This is a genomic window from Singulisphaera rosea (genome assembly GCF_054877945.1).
Window position 1 is genome coordinate 67,258 of record NZ_JBTYIP020000009.1, and the last position, 22,506, is coordinate 89,763.

Sequence of the window (22,506 nt, forward strand, 5' to 3'; positions counted from 1 at the left end):
TCGAGGCCGGGCAATCGTGCGACCCCCGGCCGGCAACTCCCGGGCGAACCGGCTGATTTCCCGCACCCGAGCCCGATCACTGTGGCGACGTACCCCGCACGCCTCGTATACATCGTGAAATCCGCTCGGCGTCACCCGAGATCTCGAAGGAGGGAGCCATGCCACTCGCGCCCGGAAATCGACCTCTCCCAAGGCCGACGCGACTCACCTTAGCCCTTGTCCTCTCGCTCTGCCCCCTCACGGCCTCCGGGGCCGACCTCGAGGACCCGGCTCCGTCGACACCCCCGGTGCGCGTGACGCGGCTCCTCTCTCCCGACGGCCGGCTCGAGGCCCACGGCCTCGACATCGTCGGCCCCGACGGCGAGGCCACGTCGAAGATCGTCGTCGCCAACGTCGACGGCTCCAATCGACGCGCCATCGACCTGACGCTTGACGGGGCGGCCGTCGTTTCCTGGTTCGGCAACGACCGCCTCGCCTTCTCCACCGACGCCTCGCGCCAGAAGTCGCCGAACGGCCCGCCGCCCGGCCCCCTCTATCGCGTCGTCGACCTCGACGGACGACCCGCCGGCGAGATTCGCATCCCCACAGCCTGCGATGTCATCGATCACATCCTCTCCCCCGACGGCCGGTCGGTCGCCTACTGCGGGAGCCTCTCGACCGACGATCCCGCCAAATCCGAATACGGCCTTTTCGTCGTCGACGTCGCGTCAGGCCGAGTCCAAAAGGTCCTCAAAGAGGCGGTCAAAACCCTCCCGGCATGGTCCCCCGACTCGCGCAAGCTCGCCATCGGCGCCGCGGGCGGATACGTCAAGCACTACCCCCTGACCATCATCGACGTCGAGACGGGCCGGGCCGAGCCGGTCGGTTGCGAGGGCGTCGGCGCCTCCTGGTCCCCCGACGGCAAGTCCCTCGCCTTCACGACCGAGGTCGTCCGCGGCAATAGTTGGGGCGCCGGAATTCCCTACGACGGCCGGATCGGCATCTGGGACCTCGACAAGAAAACCCTGAGCCTCGTCTCGATCCCGGCCGTCAACGTCAGCGACACCGCAACCCACCGCTGGGAGATCTCCGGCTCCCATGAACCCGTGTGGTCTCCCGACGGCCGGCGACTCGCCTATCAACAATCACATACCATTGAGGAGGGCCGGAAGGGCACCACCGTGGAGGAGACCTGGGTCGTCGACCGCGACGGCAAGGACGACCACAAGGTGCTGAACCATCGCGCCGAGGTCGCCTGGCTCCCCGACGGCAAGACTCTCCTCTGGCAGCACAAGGGCCGAGTCGGCCGGCTCGACGTCTCCCTTCCCGTCTCCCTCGGCCCGACCCCGACCCGCCCGACCGGCGAGTTCACCGTCACCGGCATGGTCGTCGACGAGGCTGGCCGCCCCCTCCCCGGCGTCTCGGTCAAGGTCGCTCGAGGCCATGGGAGCCTCTTCAACACGTCGCCAGTCGAGACCGACGCCCAGGGTCTCTACACCGTCCACTTCGGCCCGGGGATCCATTCCGCCGACGACGTCGGCCTCCAGGCCGCGGTCGTCCACGCCTCCAAACCGGGTTACTACGAGAAGGACCTCTGCCGCGCCGGCTACCTCGGCATGGCCTACAAACGCCCCGGTGGCCCTCGTGTCGATCGCTACGTCGCCATCGCCTACCCCGGCCACCCCTACCGCCTCGACTTCACCATGCACCCCGCCGCCCGCCTCCGCGGCCAACTCCTCGACGCCGACAAGAAGCCCCTCGTCGGCTACACCCTCCACCTCGAAGGCGAATCCTACCCCGCCACCAACGTCCTCGCGGCCCAGAAGACCGACCCCCAGGGCCGCTTCACCTTCGACTCCATCCCCCTCACCCCCTACCGACTCTCCCTCGGCTCCGGCCGCGTCACCATCCTCAGCGAACCCATCCCCTTCCAGACCCCCGACGAACGCCTGATCATCGCAACCTACCTCACCCTCGAAGCCGTACTCGAATGGCACCCCGCACCAGACGCACAACCACAGAGCAAATAACCTCCATTATTAATCATGCGATTCTATTCTAATTATCCGTGTTCCATCCGTGTTTCATCCGTGGCTAAAAAATTCCCTCCCGCCGATTCGTTCAACTCGGAAAGCACTTCCCGAACGCAGCCAACAACCGCAACGGCCCCCTGACTCGGATTTTCCCCCGGATCATCGCCCAGACCAGGCTTCGCCGCTTTGCCAGAAATCCGAGCCAGGTGTCGCTATCCGCCGTAACCCGGACTTCGGCCTCGCCGACGTGGCCGTTCGAAATCGTGATCGTGCGGTCCCGGATCGCGACCGTCGCCTCGGCCGGCTCCCGCCCCGTGAAGGTAAACTGATAGGTCGCCGATAGCCCCCGCGAGGCCTCGCGCTGGAACGTGAGCCTCATCCCGAAGAGGAACCCTCGGATGGACCCCGGACGCATCCCGCGCACGCGTCGGATCCTCTTCGTCGGGAACCGCTTCGCGACGTGCCCCTCGGCATCCGAGCCGGGGATGACATACACCGGCTCCTCCTTCGCCTTGAGCGGGTCGACGACCCCCTCGAGGAACCCCTTCCGGTCATCCAGGAACGGGCCGATGACATCCTCGCCCGCGGGGCAAACCGCGACGCAATATGCGGCCTTGTAGTTCGCCTTGAACGAGAGGCTCTGCCACATCGACGCCGACTCATTCTCCGGCACACGCCGGCGGTAGTCGTTCCCGTCCTTGCTATCGGCGATCGTCGCCACCCAGTCGGTGAACCCGCTCATGAACTCGCGATAGTTGTGCGTCATGCAGGCCGAGAAGTTGAAGTAGCCGTCGGGAGCGATCGCCCCCACCGGGCAGGCCGCCACGCAGAGCTTGCACCCAAGGCAAGGGTTGTAGTCGATCGGCGCGGCCTGGTCCGAGACGTCGGCCGCGATCAGGATGGTTCCCAGGTTGATGAAGCTGCCGAACTTCGGATGGATCACGCATCGGTGAAGCCCGACCTGTCCCAACCCCGCCGCCACCGCGACCGGCTTGTGCGAGACGACCCAGATCCGCCCGGGATATCGATCCATCTCCATCGGGAAGGCCGAGGTCGGGTTCAACGCCGGCACCCCCGCCTCGCCCAACTCTCTCACGATCCGACGAGCAACCTCATCGATGTGCTCGTAGTTCGCGTGGAACTCCTGGTTCGCCGCCGACCGAGCCGTACTCCGGACCGGCTCGGGGTTGAGCCGACACACGAAGCTCACCAACGCCCGAGTCGCCGGGAACGCCCCGACGATCTCGGCCCGCTGATCGTCGAGCTCCGCTCGGTCAAGCGCCACAAACCCCACGTCATCCGCCCCGGCCTCCAGACAAAGCCGACGCAACCACGCCGCATCCAACGACCTTGGTGCCGGCGTCTCCGACGCCAGTCGCTGCCGGTGACGGATCACCGTCGGATGTTCATCCAACTTCGCCACGGGCTCCTCCTAAATTGTTTCGACAACCGGGGCTCGCTTCGGCCGTAGGGTTTCGGACGCCAAGCCTAAGTTGTATATACTACATCCAACGGAGTCAAGACGGGCCCCTTTAAGGCCCGAAGACTTGTCGAGATTGCACCGGCCTCCTGCGATGGCCGCTCAAAGGATGGATTCGCGGTGTCCCTATCCCGCTCGCAGCGATTTCGTCTTACGCTTGATGCTTCCGATCACTCCTTGTTCATAACGAATAGCCTTGAGGGGCGGGACATTACCTGTCCATCCCCTGTGCTATCATCGTGAGTGTCGGGGAGAGGGCCGTGAGCGGTTTGGGGCGTGCGTCGTCGTGGAATGCAGCGCCCTCCGACGATGGTCGCCAAGCAGACACAGGCCGGCATGAGAGCTGTCGACGGAGATCCGGTCGATGCGCGACGAGTCTTCGCTATTGCGCCAGTGGATTTTGCTGACGTCCCTCATCACCCGGCGTTACGGCCTGACCATCCAGCAGATGGCCAGCGACACGGGCGTGACACCGAAGACGATCCGCCGAGACTTCGACACGTTCCGGCGAGTCGGATTCGTCCTCGAGGAGACCGTCGGTGAGTTCGGTCGCAAGACCTGGCGGATCAAAGACGATGGCCAGCTACCGGCCCTGACCTTGACTTTCGAGGAAGCCGCGGCCCTCGAGATCGCCCGGCATCGACTCGAGCCCATGGCCGGAACCCCGTTCCACGAAGCGGCCTGCCGAGCCTTCCAGAAGATCAGGGCCACGCTCTCCGAGACGGCCCGAAACTACATCGACAGCCTCGATCGTTTCTTCCACCAAACCCCTGGAGGAACGGCCGACTACTCGCAGAAGAGCGAGATCTTCGAGACCTTGCAAGTCGCGAGCGAAGAGCAGAAAGCCGTCCATATCCTCTACCAGTCCGACCAGGCCACCGAGCCGGCCTATCGCGACGTCTATCCCCTCGGGCTGGTCCGGAACAAAGAATGGTATTACTTGATCGCACTGGATCCACAATCGGACAAAATCAAACATTACAAATTAGATCGAATCGAAGCCGTGGAAATCAGCTCGTTCCCCTTCAATCGCCCCAAAGACTTCTGCCTGGCCGACCACCTGGGGCCATCCTTCGGGATCTTCAAAGGGGATGGTGGTCCTACCACCATCAGGGTCAGGTTCGCCCGCTCCGTCGCCCGATTCGTCCAGGAATCGAAGCGGCACGACACCCAGAAACTGACGAAGCAGCGCGACGGCAGCCTCCTCGCCGAGTTTCGCCTTTCGTCCACCGAGGAATTCAAAGCTTGGGTCATGAGCTTCGGATCCAAGGCGATCGTCCTGGAACCGGAGTCGCTCCGGAGCGAGATTCGCGAAGATCTGGAACGCCTCCTGGCCGCCTATTCCTCACCCAAGGGTCCGACCGCTCGCCCCCTGTCCAACACGCCAGCCCTCAAACAATAACGCACAATTTTGCCAACTTATTTTGATCTCTATCGACTCTCGGAGTCTCGCCTCATGCCCATGATCGACCTTGGATTCAAGCTCGAGGGGCAAACGATCCCCCTGGACCACGGCTACAGCCTATTCTCGGCCCTTTGCAGGATCGTCCCGCACCTACACGGTGATAAGCGAATCGGGATCCATCCGATCCGAGGCGTTTTTGCCGAAGCGGGCCGGCTTAAGTTGACCGAGCAGTCGCTCCTGCGTATCCGGCTACCGTCCGACGAAATCGCCCCGTATCTCGCTTTGGCAGGGTCCGAGATCGACGTCGACGGCCACACGCTCCGGATCGGGATCCCCCGCGCGGAGACGCTCGTCCCAGCAGCGACTCTCGCCTCTCGACTCGTGACCTTCCGAGGAGCCCTCACCCCCCCTCAACTCGAATCGAGCCTCCAGCGAGAATTCAGCCGGCTGCAGATCGGTGCCTCTGCGACGTTCGTCCCCTCGGATCGTCCACCCTGGGTCGGCCAGCCCAAGCGTCGGATTTTGCGAATCAAGGAAAAACGGATCGTCGGCTACGCGATAAGAGTCGTCGGCCTGTCCTCGGAAGAGTCGATCCGGCTCCAGGAAGAAGGGTTGGGAGGGCGTAGGCGGATGGGCTGTGGGGTGTTTCTACCCTTCACGACGGGCTCCCCAATTACTGCGTTCGGAGTCGCCAAGTGAACCTCCAAGCGTTTGTCTCGCCACAGGCTTTCGTGAACTGTCGCGACCCCCTAAAATCTGATCTACGGTTGACTCGCTTCATTCGATTTACTACCATGTCATTGGAAAGAGTTGGGGGAGGGGTGAGATATCACACCTCTCAGGTACCGGGTCCAAACCGTACTGAGATCGAGACGAACGAGGCCCCATCTCTTTCCACAGGTTCGGGCGCGACTCGGCGTTGAGCATGTAGTCAATCGTATGGGCTTACATTTAAGCCTACTACGAAACTCTGTGATGTCTTGTCGCGTTCGATCCTTCCGTATAAGGCAAATCGATGCCCGCTGGCCACCTCCTGGCTAAGTCTTCCAAAGCTAATGCTCCGGGCCGTTCGCTCGTCGGACATACTCAAGATGTCGTCGACGCCTTCGAGGCCTTATTCGGGAAGCCCGAGCATCCGACCGCGTTCGCGATGCGTTGGGCTCGATTCTTCCGCCTCGTGGACTTACGTGCCTTCCTGATCAATGGCCGAGTCGCGGCCGAGACCCACGACTGGGGTAAAGCGAATAGCGAATTCCAGGCGATGCTCCTCCGCAAGGGGACCCAACTCTTGCGGCACGAGCAGATCAGCGCGGTCTTGCTTCATCAATCCAACGTCTGGGAATGGATCGGTCGAAATCGACGCCTTGACTTACCCGTCATCCTCGCGGCGGTCGTCGGGCACCACTTGAAGGTGAGGGGATCGGAATTCGGGTGTCCGCAGGGGGACACCGTCGTTCCGTTGCGGGTCCTGTGGGATGACAAGGACTGGCAGGAGTATCTGGCCACTCTCATCCCTGGCTCCTCGCAAGCCGTACCGGTCGTGCCGAAGTTGTGGAGTTATCTCCCGCAGCCGGGGATGGCCAACCTGTACGATGCCCTCAAATGCGTTCGCGACGAACTCGAAGGTCTTGGGGAAGACCTGGACGATGACGAGCCGCGTCGGCGTCTCCTCTGGGCGATTCGAGCGGCGTTGATCGTCTCCGATTCCGCCGGCTCGGGCTTGTTCCGCGAGGGGAAGCCCCTGAAACCGTGGATTGGCGAAGCGTTCGACGAGGCGAAGCGACTCGACGGGGAATCGGTCCGCCGCAAGGTCATCGAACCTCGGATCGAGCAGATCGGCGAGCGTTGGGCGGGTTGGAATGGATTCCAGGAGGCCTGCGGGAACCCCAAGCAGGTTCCTGCGCGGGCGTTGCTCTTGGCCCCTTGCGGCAGTGGGAAAACCCTGGCAGCCTGGCGATGGATCGAGGCACGTTGCGCCGAGAACCCCGTCAGCCGGGTAATCTTCGTGTACCCGACTCGTGGCACAGCGACCGAGGGCTATCGCGATTATGTCTCACACGCCGGGCCCGAGGAAGCCGCGCTTGTCCACGGGACGGCCGACCTCGAGATCGACGACATCCACCCCGACCTCGACGCCGAGGCGCGAATCAAGGAGGCTCGGCTCTTCGCCCTCAAGCAATGGCCGAAGCAACTCTTCAGCGCCACGGCCGACCAATTCCTGGGATTCCTCCAGCACGGTTACGGGTCGACATGTCTCCTGCCGCTCCTCGCCGATTCGGTCCTGGTCCTCGACGAGATCCATAGCTACGACCGAGGGATGTTCTCCGCCTTGCTGGACCTCCTGCGGCACTTCGACATCCCGGTCCTCTGCATGACCGCGACCCTCCTCAAGAGGAGGCAGGATCAATTGGAGATAGGCCGCCCGGACCTCGGCGATCACGGCCTGACCCTCGTCAACGGCCTGGCTTTCGGGGGAGACTCCGGGCAACTTCAGGCCATCGCCGATCATCCGCGATATCGGATCCGTATCGCGAGTGATTCGGCCGAAGCGGAGCGTGCGGTCCGGCTCGCCCTCGAGGAAGGCAAGCGTGTTCTCTGGGTCGTCAACACCGTCGATCGCGCCCGGGAGATCGCCCGTCGATTGGCCGATGATCCCGCCGCAAACCAATTGACCGTCGGCGGCATCCCCCTCTACTGCTATCACAGCCGCTTTCGTCTTGACGACAGAAAATCACGGCATGATCAAGTCATCAATTCATTTCGCGGCGGGCATGCCAGCCGGTCCCCCTCGCTCGCCATAACGACCCAAGTTTGCGAGATGTCCCTCGACCTCGACGCGGGCCTTCTCGTCACGGAGCAGGCCCCGGCGTCGGCCCTCGTCCAGCGGTTCGGCCGTTGCTGCCGCGACATGACGGCCCATGAGGCGACCCCGCCACGCGTCGGAGACGTGCTCATCTACCCGCCGGAAAGCCCCGCGCCCTATGGGAAGACCGAGATGCTCGGGGTCGACGAGTTCGTCCGTGCGCTGGTCGCGGAGGGGGACGTCTCGCAATCGCGGCTTGAAGAACTCCTGGCCATGGTCCCTCACACGGGGGAATTGCCCAAAGACTGCCGGTTCATCGAGAGCGGCCCCTGGGCCGCGTCGGGTGAGGAGACGCTCCGAGACATCGACGATCGGAACCGACAGGCACTACTCCCCACGGACACGGAGGAATATCGCCGCCTGAGCCGTGGGGGGAAACCCTGGGAAGCCCAGAAACTCATCATCACGGTCCCGAAGGGTTTCATCGACCCCGAGCCGCATCCGGACCTGCCCAAATGGCTCCGAGTGACCCGGGGCGGCGACTATCACCCGGCCCTGGGATACGGCGAGCGAGAGAAACCGCCCGGAGCGTTGATTTTATGAAAGGTTGAAATGGCCAAGCAAAAGACCCTCAAACAGCCCGAAACGATCGCGGTCGAGTATCTCCTGCACGAATTGCCGACCGCCCAGCACAAGGCAGGCCTCGCCGGCCTAATACTCCAGATCCGAAGTATGATCGAGCGAAAAGCGGCGGGCCTCCTGCCTTCGGACACGGAGATCCCGGAGATCGTGGAGATTTCCGCGTCGACCGCCACGATCCGCTTCTCGGCACCCTCGACACAGGCGATCTTCGACGACATCTATTCGGCCGAGATCGTCGAGGCTAGGTCTACCACACGTTGGGCGGGGGCAACGCTGAAGGAGGAGCGGCCGAACCCGTCGGCCAAGGAGGGTGAGCCGAAAAAGTGGTTCATCTACGACGTGGTCGAGCCCGTCGGGCCCTTCTTGCGACGATATACCGACGACGGGAAAGAGCGCTGGCATAAACTCTGGCGAGACATGCTCTGGGCCATCCCTCGCGGTCGACCGACGACCCGGACACCGTTCAACGCTCGAGCCGAAGGCCAATCGACCAAAGAGGGGATCGACGCCTGGAAAGACCTCTTGGCGAACGAGAAAGCCAAGGAGGGGGGCCGATTTCGAACGGTCGAGTTGGCCGGGGCGATCATGATCGGGGCCCAGGCGGTCAATGCCGAAACCGTCGCCTTCGAGGATCGGGCGGACCACGCCCTTCTGCTCCATTTCTGGTCGCTCGTCGCCCGGATTTTCGTCCCCGAACGGGTCGATTCCGACGGCAAGCGAGAATTCGCGGGCTACGTCCTCGCCTTCCCGGACGTGAGCAATCTTCCGGCATTTTGCCGAGCTTATGTCCGGGCGCTCGCCGATTTGAAGTCCGACGTCCATGGCTATCGACCCGCGGAATCCGTGATCTCGATCCCCGAGCAAGGGGCGCTCGAGTTCATGCGCCACCTCGAGGCCTTGACGACGCAGAAACTCATCGACGACACCCCCGCCCGCTACATCGCGGGAGTCGAGTTCTTCTCGATGATCCGTGTCGGCCAGAACGTCAAGCTTGCGGCGAACGGCCGGATTCCGCCCGACGACGCCCTCTTGTTTCGATACTCCGGCATTCGCGCGGCCTTCCGCAATCCTGTCTTCCTGGCCGGCTACTTGTCGGCGTTGCTGCGCGGCAGGCCCTGGTTCGCCGAGTTCGAAACCCGCTTCACCACTCTCGACTGGTCGTTCTTCCTCCACTCGACGCAGGAGAAACACCGCACGCCCCCCACGATGATCGGATTCGCCTGGGAGGCGAACCGAGCATTTCAAACGATCATAGCCACCCTTGAATCGATGAAAGGAGCGGACATGGCGATATCGAGCGATCGCGCGGACACGGTCGACCGGCTCGTGTATCAGTTGATCGGCCGTTACGTCTCTCTGCGCACTCTCGCACGACTGCGAATCGATCCCGACGACCCGAAACAGCCCTGGAAGCGGGACGTGAAGGACAATGAAGGCAAGCTCTCCAAACGAGAGACCCCCGAGTATCAGGAGGAGCGACGGAAGGTTTGCTCAACCCTGTTCCTGGAACTTCGGTCCCGGAACGAAGACGACTTCGTTCAGCATTTTACGGCCACAGTCGGCTCGGTCACGCAGCGTTGGCCCTTGACCGACGAAGACCATTTCGCGGCCATCGCGGCCGCCCTGATGCGAACCCATACCCACGAGGTCGGCGAGAACCGGCCGCGGACGCGCGACGACGTCAAGACCCTGGCATTGCTCGCGCTCTCCGCGCACTCCCGCAGCTTCATGGCTCGATCCGAGACCGATCCCGACCAAGACTCAGCCAAGGAGAACAACGGATGAATCTCTTCGCCACAGTCCTGACCCACGCCGCCCCGACGGCCAACTATCGCGGCGAGAGCGAGCTGAACCGGACGGTCATCCAGAAGCTGACCGACGGCCGTTTCGAGTATCCGATCGTTTCCCCCGAGGCGATGCGCAACGCCTTGCGAGAGATCCTCGCGAGCCCCAAGTACAACCTGGACGCGAACCGCGAACGCATCCATCCCACCGCCGGGGAAGGTGACGAAAAGCAGCAGCTCGCCGTGAAGTACCAGGAGTTACCCGACCCGGAAGCGTATGCCGATGATTTTCTGTTCGGCTATCTCCTCGCCGTGAAGGGCCCGGAGCTCCAGCGGATCCGCAAGGAGAAGGGCAAGGACTACCCGCTCAAGCGGGACAGCATCCTGAGGATGAACCTGGCCAAGGGGCTCGAACCCTACCGCCACGCGACCGTCTTCACCCAGTCGCCGATGTTCCACAAGGAGAACGCCTGGAAGGTCGGCGGAGAAGGCGGAACGGGCTCCGCCCTCCTCCACCGAGAGACGGCCGACACCGCGTTTCAATATCCCTTCGCCCTCAATTGCGACGATTGCCGCGAGCACCCGGAATGGGCGAAGAAGCTCCTGGGCGCCATCGGCGAGCTGGCCAACGTCTCGGGCAACCACGCCCGCAGCCTCTTCTTCATGGCGCCGGCCAGCATCATCGTGCGGCTGACCGACCAGCTCTCACCCGGCTATGAGCAGTACCATTTCACCGTCCGCAGAGACCCGGCCACGAATGATCGCATCTACGATTCCAAGCTCCTCAAGAGACTCCTCGACGACGAGTCCTTCCTCCCTCGCGACCAGTTCTACGTCGGGGGCGAGATCGTCGAGACCCTGACGAAGGACGATCGCGCGAAGCTGGGATCGGGGGACAAGAAGGTCACGCTCGACCCCGACCCGACGCGACTCTTGCAGAGGGTGGCGGAGATCGCCTTTGGATGAGGAGTGACGCACGATGCTCTGGCTCGACATCGAGGCCCCGTTCGCCGCTTGCCGTCCCATGGTCGCCGGTTGGTACAGGCCGACGGCCGGGTTCCTGACCCACTCGGCCCTCTACGGGTTGGCGCTCAACATCGCCCGTCGAGAGACCCGTCTCTACGAACACGACGAGCGGCATCCCGGGAAAGTCCCCTCGACCCTGACCCTCGAGGGCTTGCCCAAGTTCTCGATCGCCCTCGGACTCCCCTCCGGGGCCGCGATCCCCGTCGTCCAATCGATCTTCCAGCAGTTGCACAACTATCCCGTCGGCTCCCAGGCCGGCATCGACCCGGCCCTGGCGAAGGGGCGGAAGAACAACATCGCCCCCGTCCGCCGCGAATTGCTCTGCTCGGTCCGCGCCCTCGCCGTGATCGACGCCGATCCCGACCTCGAAGACGACATTCGCCTCGGGCTCGCCGGGAAACGCAACGAGGGGCGATACGGCTTGCCGTTCCTCGGTGACAACAATTTCACGATCGACCGCATCGATGAGGTCGAGGCCCAACCGGCCCGTTGGTACACGCTCGTGGCCCAACAATCCGGGCGACCGCGCGAGGGGACGACCCGTCTGACCCTCCACGTCGATCGTGCCAACATGTCCGGGACCCGCTCGGCGCTCTTCGCCCCCGACGCCGAACAACCCAACGGGCCGCCCGCCGGGGCGATGGTCCCGATGGGCAGTCCCGACGCCCTGGCAACCTGGCTGGAAAAGCACAGCCGAGGTTGATCCGTCATTCACCGACGTCCCCCGAGGCGTGGTCTCCCCCCCACCACGCCCCGGGCCCTCGCGCGCTTATCGAACGAACTTTTGACCAGGAGGTTCCGATCATGCCGACCTCACCGCTCCTCGCCGACCAGTCCTCTCTCGAGACGCCTTTGCGCGTCATGTCGCTCCATGCGTTGTCCTATTGCCACCGCCTTTTCTACCTGGAAGAAGTCGAGGAGATTCGCCTCGCCGATGCCCGCGTCTATGCCGGCCGGGAATTGCACGCCTCGCTCGAGGCCGATGAGCTCGGGATGCCGACGCAACTGGAGCTGGCCGACCCGGTCCTGGGGCTCGTCGGCAAGGTCGATGCCTTGCGCAGGCGCGACGGTTCGTTATTGCCGTACGAGCACAAGCGAGGCCGGGCTCGGCGCGAGGGGAAGGAGGCCGAAACGTGGCCCTCAGACCGGCTCCAGGTCATCGCCTATGCGGTCTTGATCGAATCCGCGACCGGCCAAACGGTCGCCGAAGGGAGGGTCCGTTACCACGCCGACAACGTGACGGTCCGGGTCCCGATCGACGAGAAGGCACGTCGAGAGCTCGCGGAGTCGATCGCCCTGGCGCGTCGCCTCCGCGAGAGCACGGAGCGGCCCCCCGTGGCCGAGAACGAGCGGCTTTGCGTCCGTTGTTCACTGGCCCCCGTCTGTCTACCCGAGGAAGTCCGTCAACTCGACCACCCCGACCGCGAACCGACCCGCCTCTTCCCCCCCGACCGCGACGGCACCAGCCTGCACATCGTCACCCCAGGCGCAACGATCGGCCGCAGCGGCGAGACCCTGATCGTGAAGCCGCCCGACGGCGCACCGGTCACGAAGCATGCGATACGCGAGATCGATTCCCTGCTCGTCCACGGCTACGCCCAGGTGACGACCCAGGCGCTCAACCTCTGCGTCGAGCGCGACGTCCCGGTGCACTGGCTCACGACCTCCGGCCGACACACCGCCAGCCTCACGGCGGGTGCCGGCCAGGTCCAGCGCCGGCTCCGGCAATATCGCGCCCTCGCCGACGAGGCGACTTGCCTCCGGCTGGCGAAAGCCTTGACCCTCGCCAAGATCGAGGGGCAACACCGCTACCTGCTCCGCGGCTCCCGAGGCGACCAGGAGACTCGCGACGCCATGCTTCCGGACCTCGTCCCGATCCGATCGGCCCTCGCCTCGATCGAACGTGCCTCCGATCGCGACTCTCTCCGGGGCTTCGAAGGCTCCGCCGCCGTCGCCTACTTCCGAGGCCTCACTCGCTTGATCTCCCCCTCGGTCCCCGAGTCGCTGAGGTACACGACCCGGACCAGGCGCCCGCCGCTCGACCGATTCAATGCGCTCCTCGGATTCGGTTACGGGCTCCTCCACACGGCCGTCATGAGGGCAATCCTCGCCTCCGGACTCGAGCCGTCGCTCGGCTTCTTCCACACGCCGAGGAGCGCCGCCTATCCCCTGGTCCTGGACCTCATGGAAGCCTTCCGCGTCCCCCTCTGGGACATGGTCCAGGTCGCCTCGATGAACCGCGGCCAATGGAACCCGGACAGTGATTTCGTCGCGACCAAGGGCAAGGTCTGGCTCTCCGACGAGGGGCGTCGAAAGGCAATCCAACTGTTCGAGGACCGACTCGACGAGACCTGGAAGCACCCGGTCATCGGTTACTCGCTGTCCTACGCCCGGTCCCTCGAGCTCGAGGCCCGCCTCTTGGAAAAAGAGTGGAGCGGCGAACCCGGCCTCTTCGCCCGGATGCGGCTCCGATGATCGCCCGAACGGTCGCCCGTCCACCTTCGCAAGGCCGCGCTATGTCGAGCCGATGCGGGGTATTAACCGATGGCATTCGACCCAAGGCATTCACCATTCTTCGGAGACTCGAAAACATGAACAGTGCGAAGTGGTGGCTGGTCTGCTACGATGTCCATGATCCGAATCGACTCCGTCGCGCCGCCAAGGTCCTGGAAGGATCGGGAAGCCGGATGCAAGAGTCCGTCTTTCGATGCTGGATGACCCCGAGCCAGATGCACCGACTCCGCTGGGAGCTCACTCAGGTCCTCGAGCCTAACGACGAGGTCCTCATGATCCCCTTATGCCCGCATTGCGTCTCAGGGATGGAAACCACCTACTCGGCCCAGAATCCGATCGCTTGGCCCGATTCGCCCGAGTCTCATCGAATCCTTTGAGCGTCAAAACTCAGTCCCCAGATTTCACGCACCGGCGTCCGTCGTCGACAACCTGGACAATCGAGAGACCTAACCCTCAACGTCTTCTCGACATACCGCTCATTGTCAATTCGGACGATGCATGATTCCTTTGAACCCCGCACCGCCGAACGACTTACAATCGGCCTTCCGGAGATCCGGGCTCTCCCCCCGGAGACTCTCAAAGATCGATCGGCCACCCCTTGAAAACCCAGCGCCGATCCTCTTTACTGATAGCCGTTTGCAATCGGGCGGTGCCGCCCTCTGTGATGCCGCAAGGCGTTGAGCACCGGGAAGTGAAAGCAGATGGCAAGCTGGCCGAGTGTGTGCCGCCCTCTGTGATGCCGCAAGGCGTTGAGCACCGATTGGTTGGCTTACGGGAGCCATCCGACATCTCTTGTGCCGCCCTCTGTGATGCCGCAAGGCGTTGAGCACACAAGCGGGGCGGCCGTTCGCGTGGCGGTCTTGGGTGCCGCCCTCTGTGATGCCGCAAGGCGTTGAGCACTAGTGAGTGATCAACAGACACGAGTCAACAAGGGGGGTGCCGCCCTCTGTGATGCCGCAAGGCGTTGAGCACTAGGGGTCGCCAACGGGCTCGCCCCCATCGGTGTGTGCCGCCCTCTGTGATGCCGCAAGGCGTTGAGCACATCGATGGGTTGGCCAGGGAGTTGACCGGGATGGGGTGCCGCCCTCTGTGATGCCGCAAGGCGTTGAGCACTGATTTACAAGGTGTATCATTCTATAAGTCAGACGTGCCGCCCTCTGTGATGCCGCAAGGCGTTGAGCACTGATTACTCCACAACTAGGACTTCAGTTCCGTCGGCCTGTGCCGCCCTCTGTGATGCCGCAAGGCGTTGAGCACCTTGAACGCTCAAGGTCAATGTCCCGGCCGGGGAGTGTGCCGCCCTCTGTGATGCCGCAAGGCGTTGAGCACGAGGTAGCCGAGCGCGTATGTGTCTTTTCCGGCGGTGCCGCCCTCTGTGATGCCGCAAGGCGTTGAGCACGCCTTGGCATCAAGACTCTCGACGACCTCGTCAAGTGCCGCCCTCTGTGATGCCGCAAGGCGTTGAGCACGCCTCGACCTGCTTCCCCTGGAAGTCGACTTCGGTGGGTGCCGCCCTCTGTGATGCCGCAAGGCGTTGAGCACTGATCGGCCAGGGGCTTGAGCGCCGCCTCGCGACGTGCCGCCCTCTGTGATGCCGCAAGGCGTTGAGCACACCACCATCAGGACGAGGAGCGAGAGGACGGCCTGTGCCGCCCTCTGTGATGCCGCAAGGCGTTGAGCACCCACCGCCGCATCGGGCCTCGTCGCCCAGTGTAAGTGCCGCCCTCTGTGATGCCGCAAGGCGTTGAGCACGCTCAGGGCGGCCCGCGAGCATGAGGGGTTGCCAGTGCCGCCCTCTGTGATGCCGCAAGGCGTTGAGCACTATCCGGTCGCGAGGCGATAGCGTTCGGCCGCGTCGTGCCGCCCTCTGTGATGCCGCAAGGCGTTGAGCACTCACTATCACGTTCCTCGGTCGCGCAACCTCTCCTGGTGCCGCCCTCTGTGATGCCGCAAGGCGTTGAGCACTTCCCCGGGATACACCCGTGGACCCTGATCGGGAGTGCCGCCCTCTGTGATGCCGCAAGACGTTGAGCACTCGGGGTGCCCGGCCTCGTCGACTGTCCTGGCTGGTGCCGCCCTCTGTGATGCCGCAAGGCGTTGAGCACAGATAATCATGAATTTGACTGACGCGTGATTCGCGTGCCGCCCTCTGTGATGCCGCAAGGCGTTGAGCACGCGTTCCCCTGAAGCTCTGCGGAGACCGGATATCGGGTGCCGCCCTCTGTGATGCCGCAAGGCGTTGAGCACAAGGTCTGGGCCTTCGTCGGGTCTCCGCAGTGGGGGTGCCGCCCTCTGTGATGCCGCAAGGCGTTGAGCACAAGACAACCCCACCCTCTGGGATCACGCCAAGGGTGTGCCGCCCTCTGTGATGCCGCAAGGCGTTGAGCACGCACTGGGGAGGGTCTCCTGATACCAGCCCTGGCCACGTGCCGCCCTCTGTGATGCCGCAAGGCGTTGAGCACTCGTTGGTCGTCTTCACGGTGTGCTTGCGGGTGGCGGGTGCCGCCCTCTGTGATGCCGCAAGGCGTTGAGCACATCTTGGAACTTGTGGGTGTACCAAAGGGAGACACGTGCCGCCCTCTGTGATGCCGCAAGGCGTTGAGCACAGTTCCCGGTGATGGAGTCCACCAATGCCTGAGCAAACCAGTGCCGCCCTCTGTGATGCCGCAAGGCGTTGAGCACCTCGCTGCGACCGTCAGTTGCGGGGGATGCTGGCCGTGCCGCCCTCTGTGATGCCGCAAGGCGTTGAGCACTCCTTAGCCTGGCGAACACGTCGACAATCAGCAAGTGCCGCCCTCTGTGATGCCGCAAGGCGTTGAGCACCTTCCGTGGTGCCGATTCACGAGATCCGGGCGGAGGTGTGCCGCCCTCTGTGATGCCGCAAGGCGTTGAGCACTTGAGAATCTTAGCCATTTTGGCCGTTCCTTCCTTGTGCCGCCCTCTGTGATGCCGCAAGGCGTTGAGCACGTGTGGCCGACGTAGACGAGGGCGATATCGCCGTGTGCCGCCCTCTGTGATGCCGCAAGGCGTTGAGCACCAGATTGTCTCGCCGTTCAGCATGAATCGCCCGTGTGCCGCCCTCTGTGATGCCGCAAGGCGTTGAGCACACTTAAAAAAATCCTTGACAAGCGGACGGGTCGGTGTGCCGCCCTCTGTGATGCCGCAAGGCGTTGAGCACACATACGGGTTGTCAACTGACAAACTAGCTCGAGCGTGCCGCAAGGCGTTGAGCACCCCCTGTCTCACGAGCTTTCGCTCGCTTACCCATCGTGCCGCCCTCTGTGATGCCGCAAGGCGTTGAGCACATCAACGTCATCCTCGCCCTGCCCTTCATCGCCATGTGCCGCCCTCTGTGATGCCGCAAGGCGTTGAGCACGCTACGGTTGGTTCGTCGCCTACGCTGACCGATTTGTGCCGCCCTCTGTGATGCCGCAAGGCGTTGAGCACATTACCGAGATCGACCAATGGGGCCACTAGGAGTGTGCCGCCCTCTGTGATGCCGCAAGGCGTTGAGCACCAATCGATCGTGACGTCGGCGTAGGCGGGATGAGAGTGCCGCCCTCTGTGATGCCGCAAGGCGTTGAGCACCGTAAGAGCTCTCCCGCATCGACGACAAGCCGTTGTGCCGCCCTCTGTGATGCCGCAAGGCGTTGAGCACATTTCGTTCTTGTCGAGCCCGCAATTGTGGATTGCGTGCCGCCCTCTGTGATGCCGCAAGGCGTTGAGCACCCTTGAACCCCGTCACTCGCGAGCGGATCGAGGCCGTGCCGCCCTCTGTGATGCCGCAAGGCGTTGAGCACCCTGAAGCCATTGCCGCATAGGCTATTTTGCCCCGTGCCGCCCTCTGTGATGCCGCAAGGCGTTGAGCACGTCTCCGGCCTTGAACCCTTCGGTCTCATCGTCGTGTGCCGCCCTCTGTGATGCCGCAAGGCGTTGAGCACCCGTCTTGACCCCCTCTTGCTCGGCCGCAGCCTCCCGTGCCGCCCTCTGTGATGCCGCAAGGCGTTGAGCACCATTTTCTTGACCGAGATTGAGAGGCAATGCGACTTGTGCCGCCCTCTGTGATGCCGCAAGGCGTTGAGCACAGGCGGATCATGAGCGGGCTGTTCTGGATGCCCAGCGTGCCGCCCTCTGTGATGCCGCAAGGCGTTGAGCACCCAGGATCCTCGATCGCTCCGGGGTGCCGGCCTCGATGTGCCGCCCTCTGTGATGCCGCAAGGCGTTGAGCACTCCTCGTCGACGTCGGGGACCAGGCCGTCGCGATGGGTGCCGCCCTCTGTGATGCCGCAAGGCGTTGAGCACGCACGAGGGCCGAGGATCCGGCGGTCTTGGCCGAAGGGTGCCGCCCTCTGTGATGCCGCAAGGCGTTGAGCACGTGGATTGTAGCGATTGGGCAATACGGGTAAGATGTGCCGCCCTCTGTGATGCCGCAAGGCGTTGAGCACATCCGCAGGCTGGAACACCGTGAACGCTTGGACATGGCGTGCCGCCCTCTGTGATGCCGCAAGGCGTTGAGCACAAACTCGCCCTTGCCCTCGTGGCGCTGCTATCCGTGTGCCGCCCTCTGTGATGCCGCAAGGCGTTGAGCACAATGATCGTCTGAACGCCTTTCTCCTCAAACTCGAGGTGCCGCCCTCTGTGATGCCGCAAGGCGTTGAGCACGCGTGAAATCCTCCCGCTTGCCTGAGTTTTACAAGTGCCGCCCTCTGTGATGCCGCAAGGCGTTGAGCACTAGAAATAGTCGGAGTGATTGGCGCTGGATTGCTCGGTGCCGCCCTCTGTGATGCCGCAAGGCGTTGAGCACGCGTCTTGTCCTTTGGTTCACCCCTTGAGGCGTGCCTTGGTGCCGCCCTCTGTGATGCCGCAAGGCGTTGAGCACCCTTCGAATGAGCCGACCTTCGTGGCGAAGTATCTGTGCCGCCCTCTGTGATGCCGCAAGGCGTTGAGCACGGTTCGACAACAATTACAACGGTACGCAGGACGAGGTGCCGCCCTCTGTGATGCCGCAAGGCGTTGAGCACATGTGGAACGATGTCGCGTCGAACTCGGGCACGTCGTGCCGCCCTCTGTGATGCCGCAAGGCGTTGAGCACCCGACCGTGAAGCCATTGAAGGCCGGCCCGTTGAAGTGCCGCCCTCTGTGATGCCGCAAGGCGTTGAGCACCTTCGGCCGCTAGCGCATGCCGTCGCGGCGAGTACGTGCCGCCCTCTGTGATGCCGCAAGGCGTTGAGCACCCAGCTACGAGGAAGTCCCCCACGCCACCTTCACCGTGCCGCCCTCTGTGATGCCGCAAGGCGTTGAGCACCAAGGGATCTATAACCAGATCCCGTCTAGCTGGATGTGCCGCCCTCTGTGATGCCGCAAGGCGTTGAGCACATTTGGTACGTGTCCAGGCATCCCGAGGGAAGGGAGTGCCGCCCTCTGTGATGCCGCAAGGCGTTGAGCACAGGGCTTGGTGCGGGGGTCGAACCCGCCGTGACACGTGCCGCCCTCTGTGATGCCGCAAGGCGTTGAGCACCCCTCTCGCGACCGCAGACGCCGCCCTGGACGGGCGTGCCGCCCTCTGTGATGCCGCAAGGCGTTGAGCACCGTTCAAACGCGCCGCGGTCAAGCTCGGCGTGGCCGTGCCGCCCTCTGTGATGCCGCAAGGCGTTGAGCACGTCCTGGCGGGCTGCGGAGTGGAGGGGGTGGTTTGTGCCGCCCTCTGTGATGCCGCAAGGCGTTGAGCACGCGATCGATACGATCGTACACTCATTCACGGATATGTGCCGCCCTCTGTGATGCCGCAAGGCGTTGAGCACGAGGTTACCCAGGGGCGACGCGTCGGGCTCCTCTGGGTGCCGCCCTCTGTGATGCCGCAAGGCGTTGAGCACGCATAGTCGGCCGTCATGCTCCCGATCGTGTTCGACGTGCCGCCCTCTGTGATGCCGCAAGGCGTTGAGCACCCAGACGACCAGGACGACGACGGCGAAGATGAGCAAGTGCCGCCCTCTGTGATGCCGCAAGGCGTTGAGCACACTGGAGGTCGACACTCCTCAATGAGGCGTCTGAGCGTGCCGCCCTCTGTGATGCCGCAAGGCGTTGAGCACTCGACCCGGTGAAGGGCGACCGCGACGGGTCCTCTTGTGCCGCCCTCTGTGATGCCGCAAGGCGTTGAGCACACAAGAACCGGCAACTCGAGATCCAACTCGCGAAGACGTGCCGCCCTCTGTGATGCCGCAAGGCGTTGAGCACGTATTGTGACAACGTGGTGAGCCGGTTCGCCACATGGTGCCGCCCTCTGTGATGCCGCAAGGCGTTGAGCACCATCGGCTCGAGCGAGTCGTTGCCGGATCGGACGTGTGCCGCCCTCTGTGATGCCGCAAGGCGTTGAGCACCCGGATCGTCTCGGTCGCCGGCGAGGGGACCCAGGGTGCCGCCCTCTGTGATGCCGCAAGGCGTTGAGCACTTTCCGCTGGCGTCCGGGGTTTCGGAAGCCCAGGTGCCGCCCTCTGTGATGCCGCAAGGCGTTGAGCACACTCCCGTCTTCGAACAATACAGAAAGGAATAGGTCAGTGCCGCCCTCTGTGATGCCGCAAGGCGTTGAGCACTACGCGAAAGTGTAGCAATCACCGAATGGCGTCGGTGCCGCCCTCTGTGATGCCGCAAGGCGTTGAGCACACGTCGTAGGTTCGCTCCCTGAGTTTGAGCCGCTCGTGCCGCCCTCTGTGATGCCGCAAGGCGTTGAGCACCGGTGGGCATGGGAGGTGGGATCCTACTTGTGAGGGTGCCGCCCTCTGTGATGCCGCAAGGCGTTGAGCACATGGGAATGATCCGCGAACAGGCCCGCGAAGAACGCGAGTGCCGCCCTCTGTGATGCCGCAAGGCGTTGAGCACACCGTGGGCGCCGTGTCACACGACCGGCCGTGAACTTGTGCCGCCCTCTGTGATGCCGCAAGGCGTTGAGCACGGATGAACGGCAAGCGTCAGGCCAGCGTCCTCGGCGTGCCGCCCTCTGTGATGCCGCAAGGCGTTGAGCACTGGAAGACAGTCAAGACACCGTACGGTGATTGCCAGTGCCGCCCTCTGTGATGCCGCAAGGCGTTGAGCACTCTTCACTAGCCGCAATTACGAGACGGCCGAAAAAGTGCCGCCCTCTGTGATGCCGCAAGGCGTTGAGCACTTTCAAGGATCGTCAATGGGGCGTATCTGATAACGTGCCGCCCTCTGTGATGCCGCAAGGCGTTGAGCACCGTAGGAATTTGTCGTCTTCGGCCGTGAAGATTTCGTGCCGCCCTCTGTGATGCCGCAAGGCGTTGAGCACGAAGCGACGCTGGAGACCTGCCGTCGACTCCAGAAGTGCCGCCCTCTGTGATGCCGCAAGGCGTTGAGCACACCTTGAACGTGACGTTCCGCTGGGCGATCGACCGGGTGCCGCCCTCTGTGATGCCCCAAGGCGTTGAGCACTCGAGCCCCGCTTCCAGTCGCCGCAGGATCGCCCTGTGTGCCGCCCTCTGTGATGCCGCAAGGCGTTGAGCACATCTTCCGCGTGATGGTCCGGCCATCGGGGAGATAGGTGCCGCCCTCTGTGATGCCGCAAGGCGTTGAGCACGCGACGGCCTGCGCCGTGACGGTCTTGCCGTCGTGTGCCGCCCTCTGTGATGCCGCAAGGCGTTGAGCACTACCAATCATCCTTGTGTTCGTCGTCGTGTACCCAACGTGCCGCCCTCTGTGATGCCGCAAGGCGTTGAGCACATCTACGTCGATGTCCAGACTCGCCCGTACTTCTGGTGCCGCCCTCTGTGATGCCGCAAGGCGTTGAGCACAAGCGGCAAGTCAACGTTTGCGACGGCTGCGGTGCGTGCCGCCCTCTGTGATGCCGCAAGGCGTTGAGCACTACCCACCTTTATCATGACCGGCCGAAAGCCTGTTGTGCCGCCCTCTGTGATGCCGCAAGGCGTTGAGCACGTTTCCAATGCGGTGGGCATGGGAGGTGGGATCCGTGCCGCCCTCTGTGATGCCGCAAGGCGTTGAGCACCACCGTCAACCGCCAATCCATGCTCACAGCCTTCGGGTGCCGCCCTCTGTGATGCCGCAAGGCGTTGAGCACCCAAGCCGCCCAGCGGAACCCCCGTCCTGAGCGTCAAGTGCCGCCCTCTGTGATGCCGCAAGGCGTTGAGCACGTGTCACTCTGAAGTGCGATTGTTGCGGCAGGGCGCGTGCCGCCCTCTGTGATGCCGCAAGGCGTTGAGCACACGTACGCGATGGCTTGCTTGCGGGTCATGGCGCGTGCCGCCCTCTGTGATGCCGCAAGGCGTTGAGCACAGGACCGCGAAGTCGACGCGGTGGGTATCCGAGACGTGCCGCCCTCTGTGATGCCGCAAGGCGTTGAGCACTTGGATGTCCAACGACTCAAGCGACATGCGAGAGGGTGCCGCCCTCTGTGATGCCGCAAGGCGTTGAGCACGAAGGAATCAGTAGGATACGCCTTCTTGTTAGTCGTGCCGCCCTCTGTGATGCCGCAAGGCGTTGAGCACAGCTTCGAGGACGACTTCACGCTGATCGATTGGTTCGTGCCGCCCTCTGTGATGCCGCAAGGCGTTGAGCACCTTCGACATCGCAAACCCAATCCTCTGGGAAGCCGTGCCGCCCTCTGTGATGCCGCAAGGCGTTGAGCACCCCTAGCTATCGGTATGGTCTTGGCCAGCGTGGTGTGCCGCCCTCTGTGATGCCGCAAGGCGTTGAGCACGCAAAATCTATCAGGGTGGAGACGAGGCGTACATGGGGTGCCGCCCTCTGTGATGCCGCAAGGCGTTGAGCACCTCGCCATTGAAAAGTCCCTTGATGAATACGAAGGTGCC

At 63.5% G+C, this 22,506-nt stretch carries 10 protein-coding genes and 2 CRISPR repeat arrays (1 of these 12 only partly in view); of the genes, 9 read left to right on the forward strand and 1 reads right to left on the reverse strand.

What is annotated here, in order from left to right; all coding sequences use genetic code 11:
* The first annotated feature begins 158 nt into the window (after positions 1–158).
* Complete coding sequence (locus ACYOEI_RS17185) at positions 159–2,009, forward strand: hypothetical protein (protein WP_462850763.1); 1,851 nt, start codon at positions 159–161, stop codon at positions 2,007–2,009.
* A 91-nt stretch (positions 2,010–2,100) separates the two neighbouring features.
* Here the strand turns inward: ACYOEI_RS17185 and ACYOEI_RS17190 are convergent, their stop codons facing one another.
* The gene (locus ACYOEI_RS17190; protein WP_462850764.1) at positions 2,101–3,435 is read right to left on the reverse strand and encodes a 4Fe-4S binding protein; all 1,335 of its coding nucleotides are present in this window, start codon (positions 3,433–3,435) and stop codon (positions 2,101–2,103) included.
* 421 nt (positions 3,436–3,856) lie between these two features.
* On the opposite strand from ACYOEI_RS17190, the gene ACYOEI_RS17195 reads away from it, so the two are divergent.
* The 8 genes from ACYOEI_RS17195 (at position 3,857) to cas2 (ending at position 14,043) form a co-directional block, all read left to right on the forward strand.
* Positions 3,857–4,894, forward strand: coding sequence for a helix-turn-helix transcriptional regulator (locus ACYOEI_RS17195; protein ID WP_462850765.1), 1,038 nt, complete (start codon positions 3,857–3,859; stop codon positions 4,892–4,894).
* 54 nt (positions 4,895–4,948) lie between these two features.
* The gene (gene cas6, locus ACYOEI_RS17200) at positions 4,949–5,596 is read left to right on the forward strand and encodes a type I-MYXAN CRISPR-associated protein Cas6/Cmx6 (RefSeq protein ID WP_462850767.1); all 648 of its coding nucleotides are present in this window, start codon (positions 4,949–4,951) and stop codon (positions 5,594–5,596) included.
* A gap of 316 nt (positions 5,597–5,912) precedes the next feature.
* Positions 5,913–8,303, forward strand: coding sequence for a CRISPR-associated helicase Cas3' (gene cas3, locus ACYOEI_RS17205; RefSeq protein ID WP_462850768.1), 2,391 nt, complete (start codon positions 5,913–5,915; stop codon positions 8,301–8,303).
* A gap of 9 nt (positions 8,304–8,312) precedes the next feature.
* The gene (gene cmx8, locus ACYOEI_RS17210; RefSeq protein ID WP_462850769.1) at positions 8,313–10,127 is read left to right on the forward strand and encodes a type I-MYXAN CRISPR-associated protein Cmx8; all 1,815 of its coding nucleotides are present in this window, start codon (positions 8,313–8,315) and stop codon (positions 10,125–10,127) included.
* Positions 10,124–11,092 carry a type I-B CRISPR-associated protein Cas7/Cst2/DevR gene (locus tag ACYOEI_RS17215; RefSeq protein ID WP_462850770.1) on the forward strand — a complete coding sequence of 323 codons (969 nt, stop codon included), beginning with the start codon at positions 10,124–10,126 and terminating at the stop codon, positions 11,090–11,092. The genes cmx8 and ACYOEI_RS17215 overlap by 4 nt, the downstream gene beginning before the upstream one ends.
* Positions 11,093–11,105: 13 nt before the next feature.
* Entirely contained in the window at positions 11,106–11,855 is a 750-nt protein-coding gene (locus tag ACYOEI_RS17220) for a CRISPR-associated protein (RefSeq protein WP_462850771.1), read from the forward strand.
* Between the two features lie 101 nt (positions 11,856–11,956).
* Entirely contained in the window at positions 11,957–13,627 is a 1,671-nt protein-coding gene (cas1, locus tag ACYOEI_RS17225; RefSeq protein ID WP_462850772.1) for a type I-MYXAN CRISPR-associated endonuclease Cas1, read from the forward strand.
* 116 nt (positions 13,628–13,743) lie between these two features.
* Complete coding sequence (cas2, locus tag ACYOEI_RS17230; RefSeq protein WP_462850773.1) at positions 13,744–14,043, forward strand: CRISPR-associated endonuclease Cas2; 300 nt, start codon at positions 13,744–13,746, stop codon at positions 14,041–14,043.
* Positions 14,044–14,315: 272 nt separating this feature from the next.
* Positions 14,316–16,845: a CRISPR direct-repeat array (repeat unit 36 nt; unit sequence GTGCCGCCCTCTGTGATGCCGCAAGGCGTTGAGCAC).
* A 90-nt stretch (positions 16,846–16,935) separates the two neighbouring features.
* Positions 16,936–22,506: a CRISPR direct-repeat array (repeat unit 36 nt; unit sequence GTGCCGCCCTCTGTGATGCCGCAAGGCGTTGAGCAC) (it continues 2,158 nt past the right edge of the window).

Bases quoted from the DNA above. Each gene is read 5' to 3' on its own strand.
- cmx8 (WP_462850769.1), top strand. From the start codon at position 8,313: ATGGCCAAGCAAAAGACCCTCAAACAGCCCGAAACGATCGCGGTCGAG.
- ACYOEI_RS17195 (WP_462850765.1), top strand. From the start codon at position 3,857: ATGCGCGACGAGTCTTCGCTATTGCGCCAGTGGATTTTGCTGACGTCC.
- cas1 (WP_462850772.1), top strand. From the start codon at position 11,957: ATGCCGACCTCACCGCTCCTCGCCGACCAGTCCTCTCTCGAGACGCCT.
- cas2 (WP_462850773.1), top strand. From the start codon at position 13,744: ATGAACAGTGCGAAGTGGTGGCTGGTCTGCTACGATGTCCATGATCCG.
- cas3 (WP_462850768.1), top strand. From the start codon at position 5,913: ATGCCCGCTGGCCACCTCCTGGCTAAGTCTTCCAAAGCTAATGCTCCG.
- ACYOEI_RS17185 (WP_462850763.1), top strand. From the start codon at position 159: ATGCCACTCGCGCCCGGAAATCGACCTCTCCCAAGGCCGACGCGACTC.
- ACYOEI_RS17220 (WP_462850771.1), top strand. From the start codon at position 11,106: ATGCTCTGGCTCGACATCGAGGCCCCGTTCGCCGCTTGCCGTCCCATG.
- ACYOEI_RS17215 (WP_462850770.1), top strand. From the start codon at position 10,124: ATGAATCTCTTCGCCACAGTCCTGACCCACGCCGCCCCGACGGCCAAC.
- cas6 (WP_462850767.1), top strand. From the start codon at position 4,949: ATGCCCATGATCGACCTTGGATTCAAGCTCGAGGGGCAAACGATCCCC.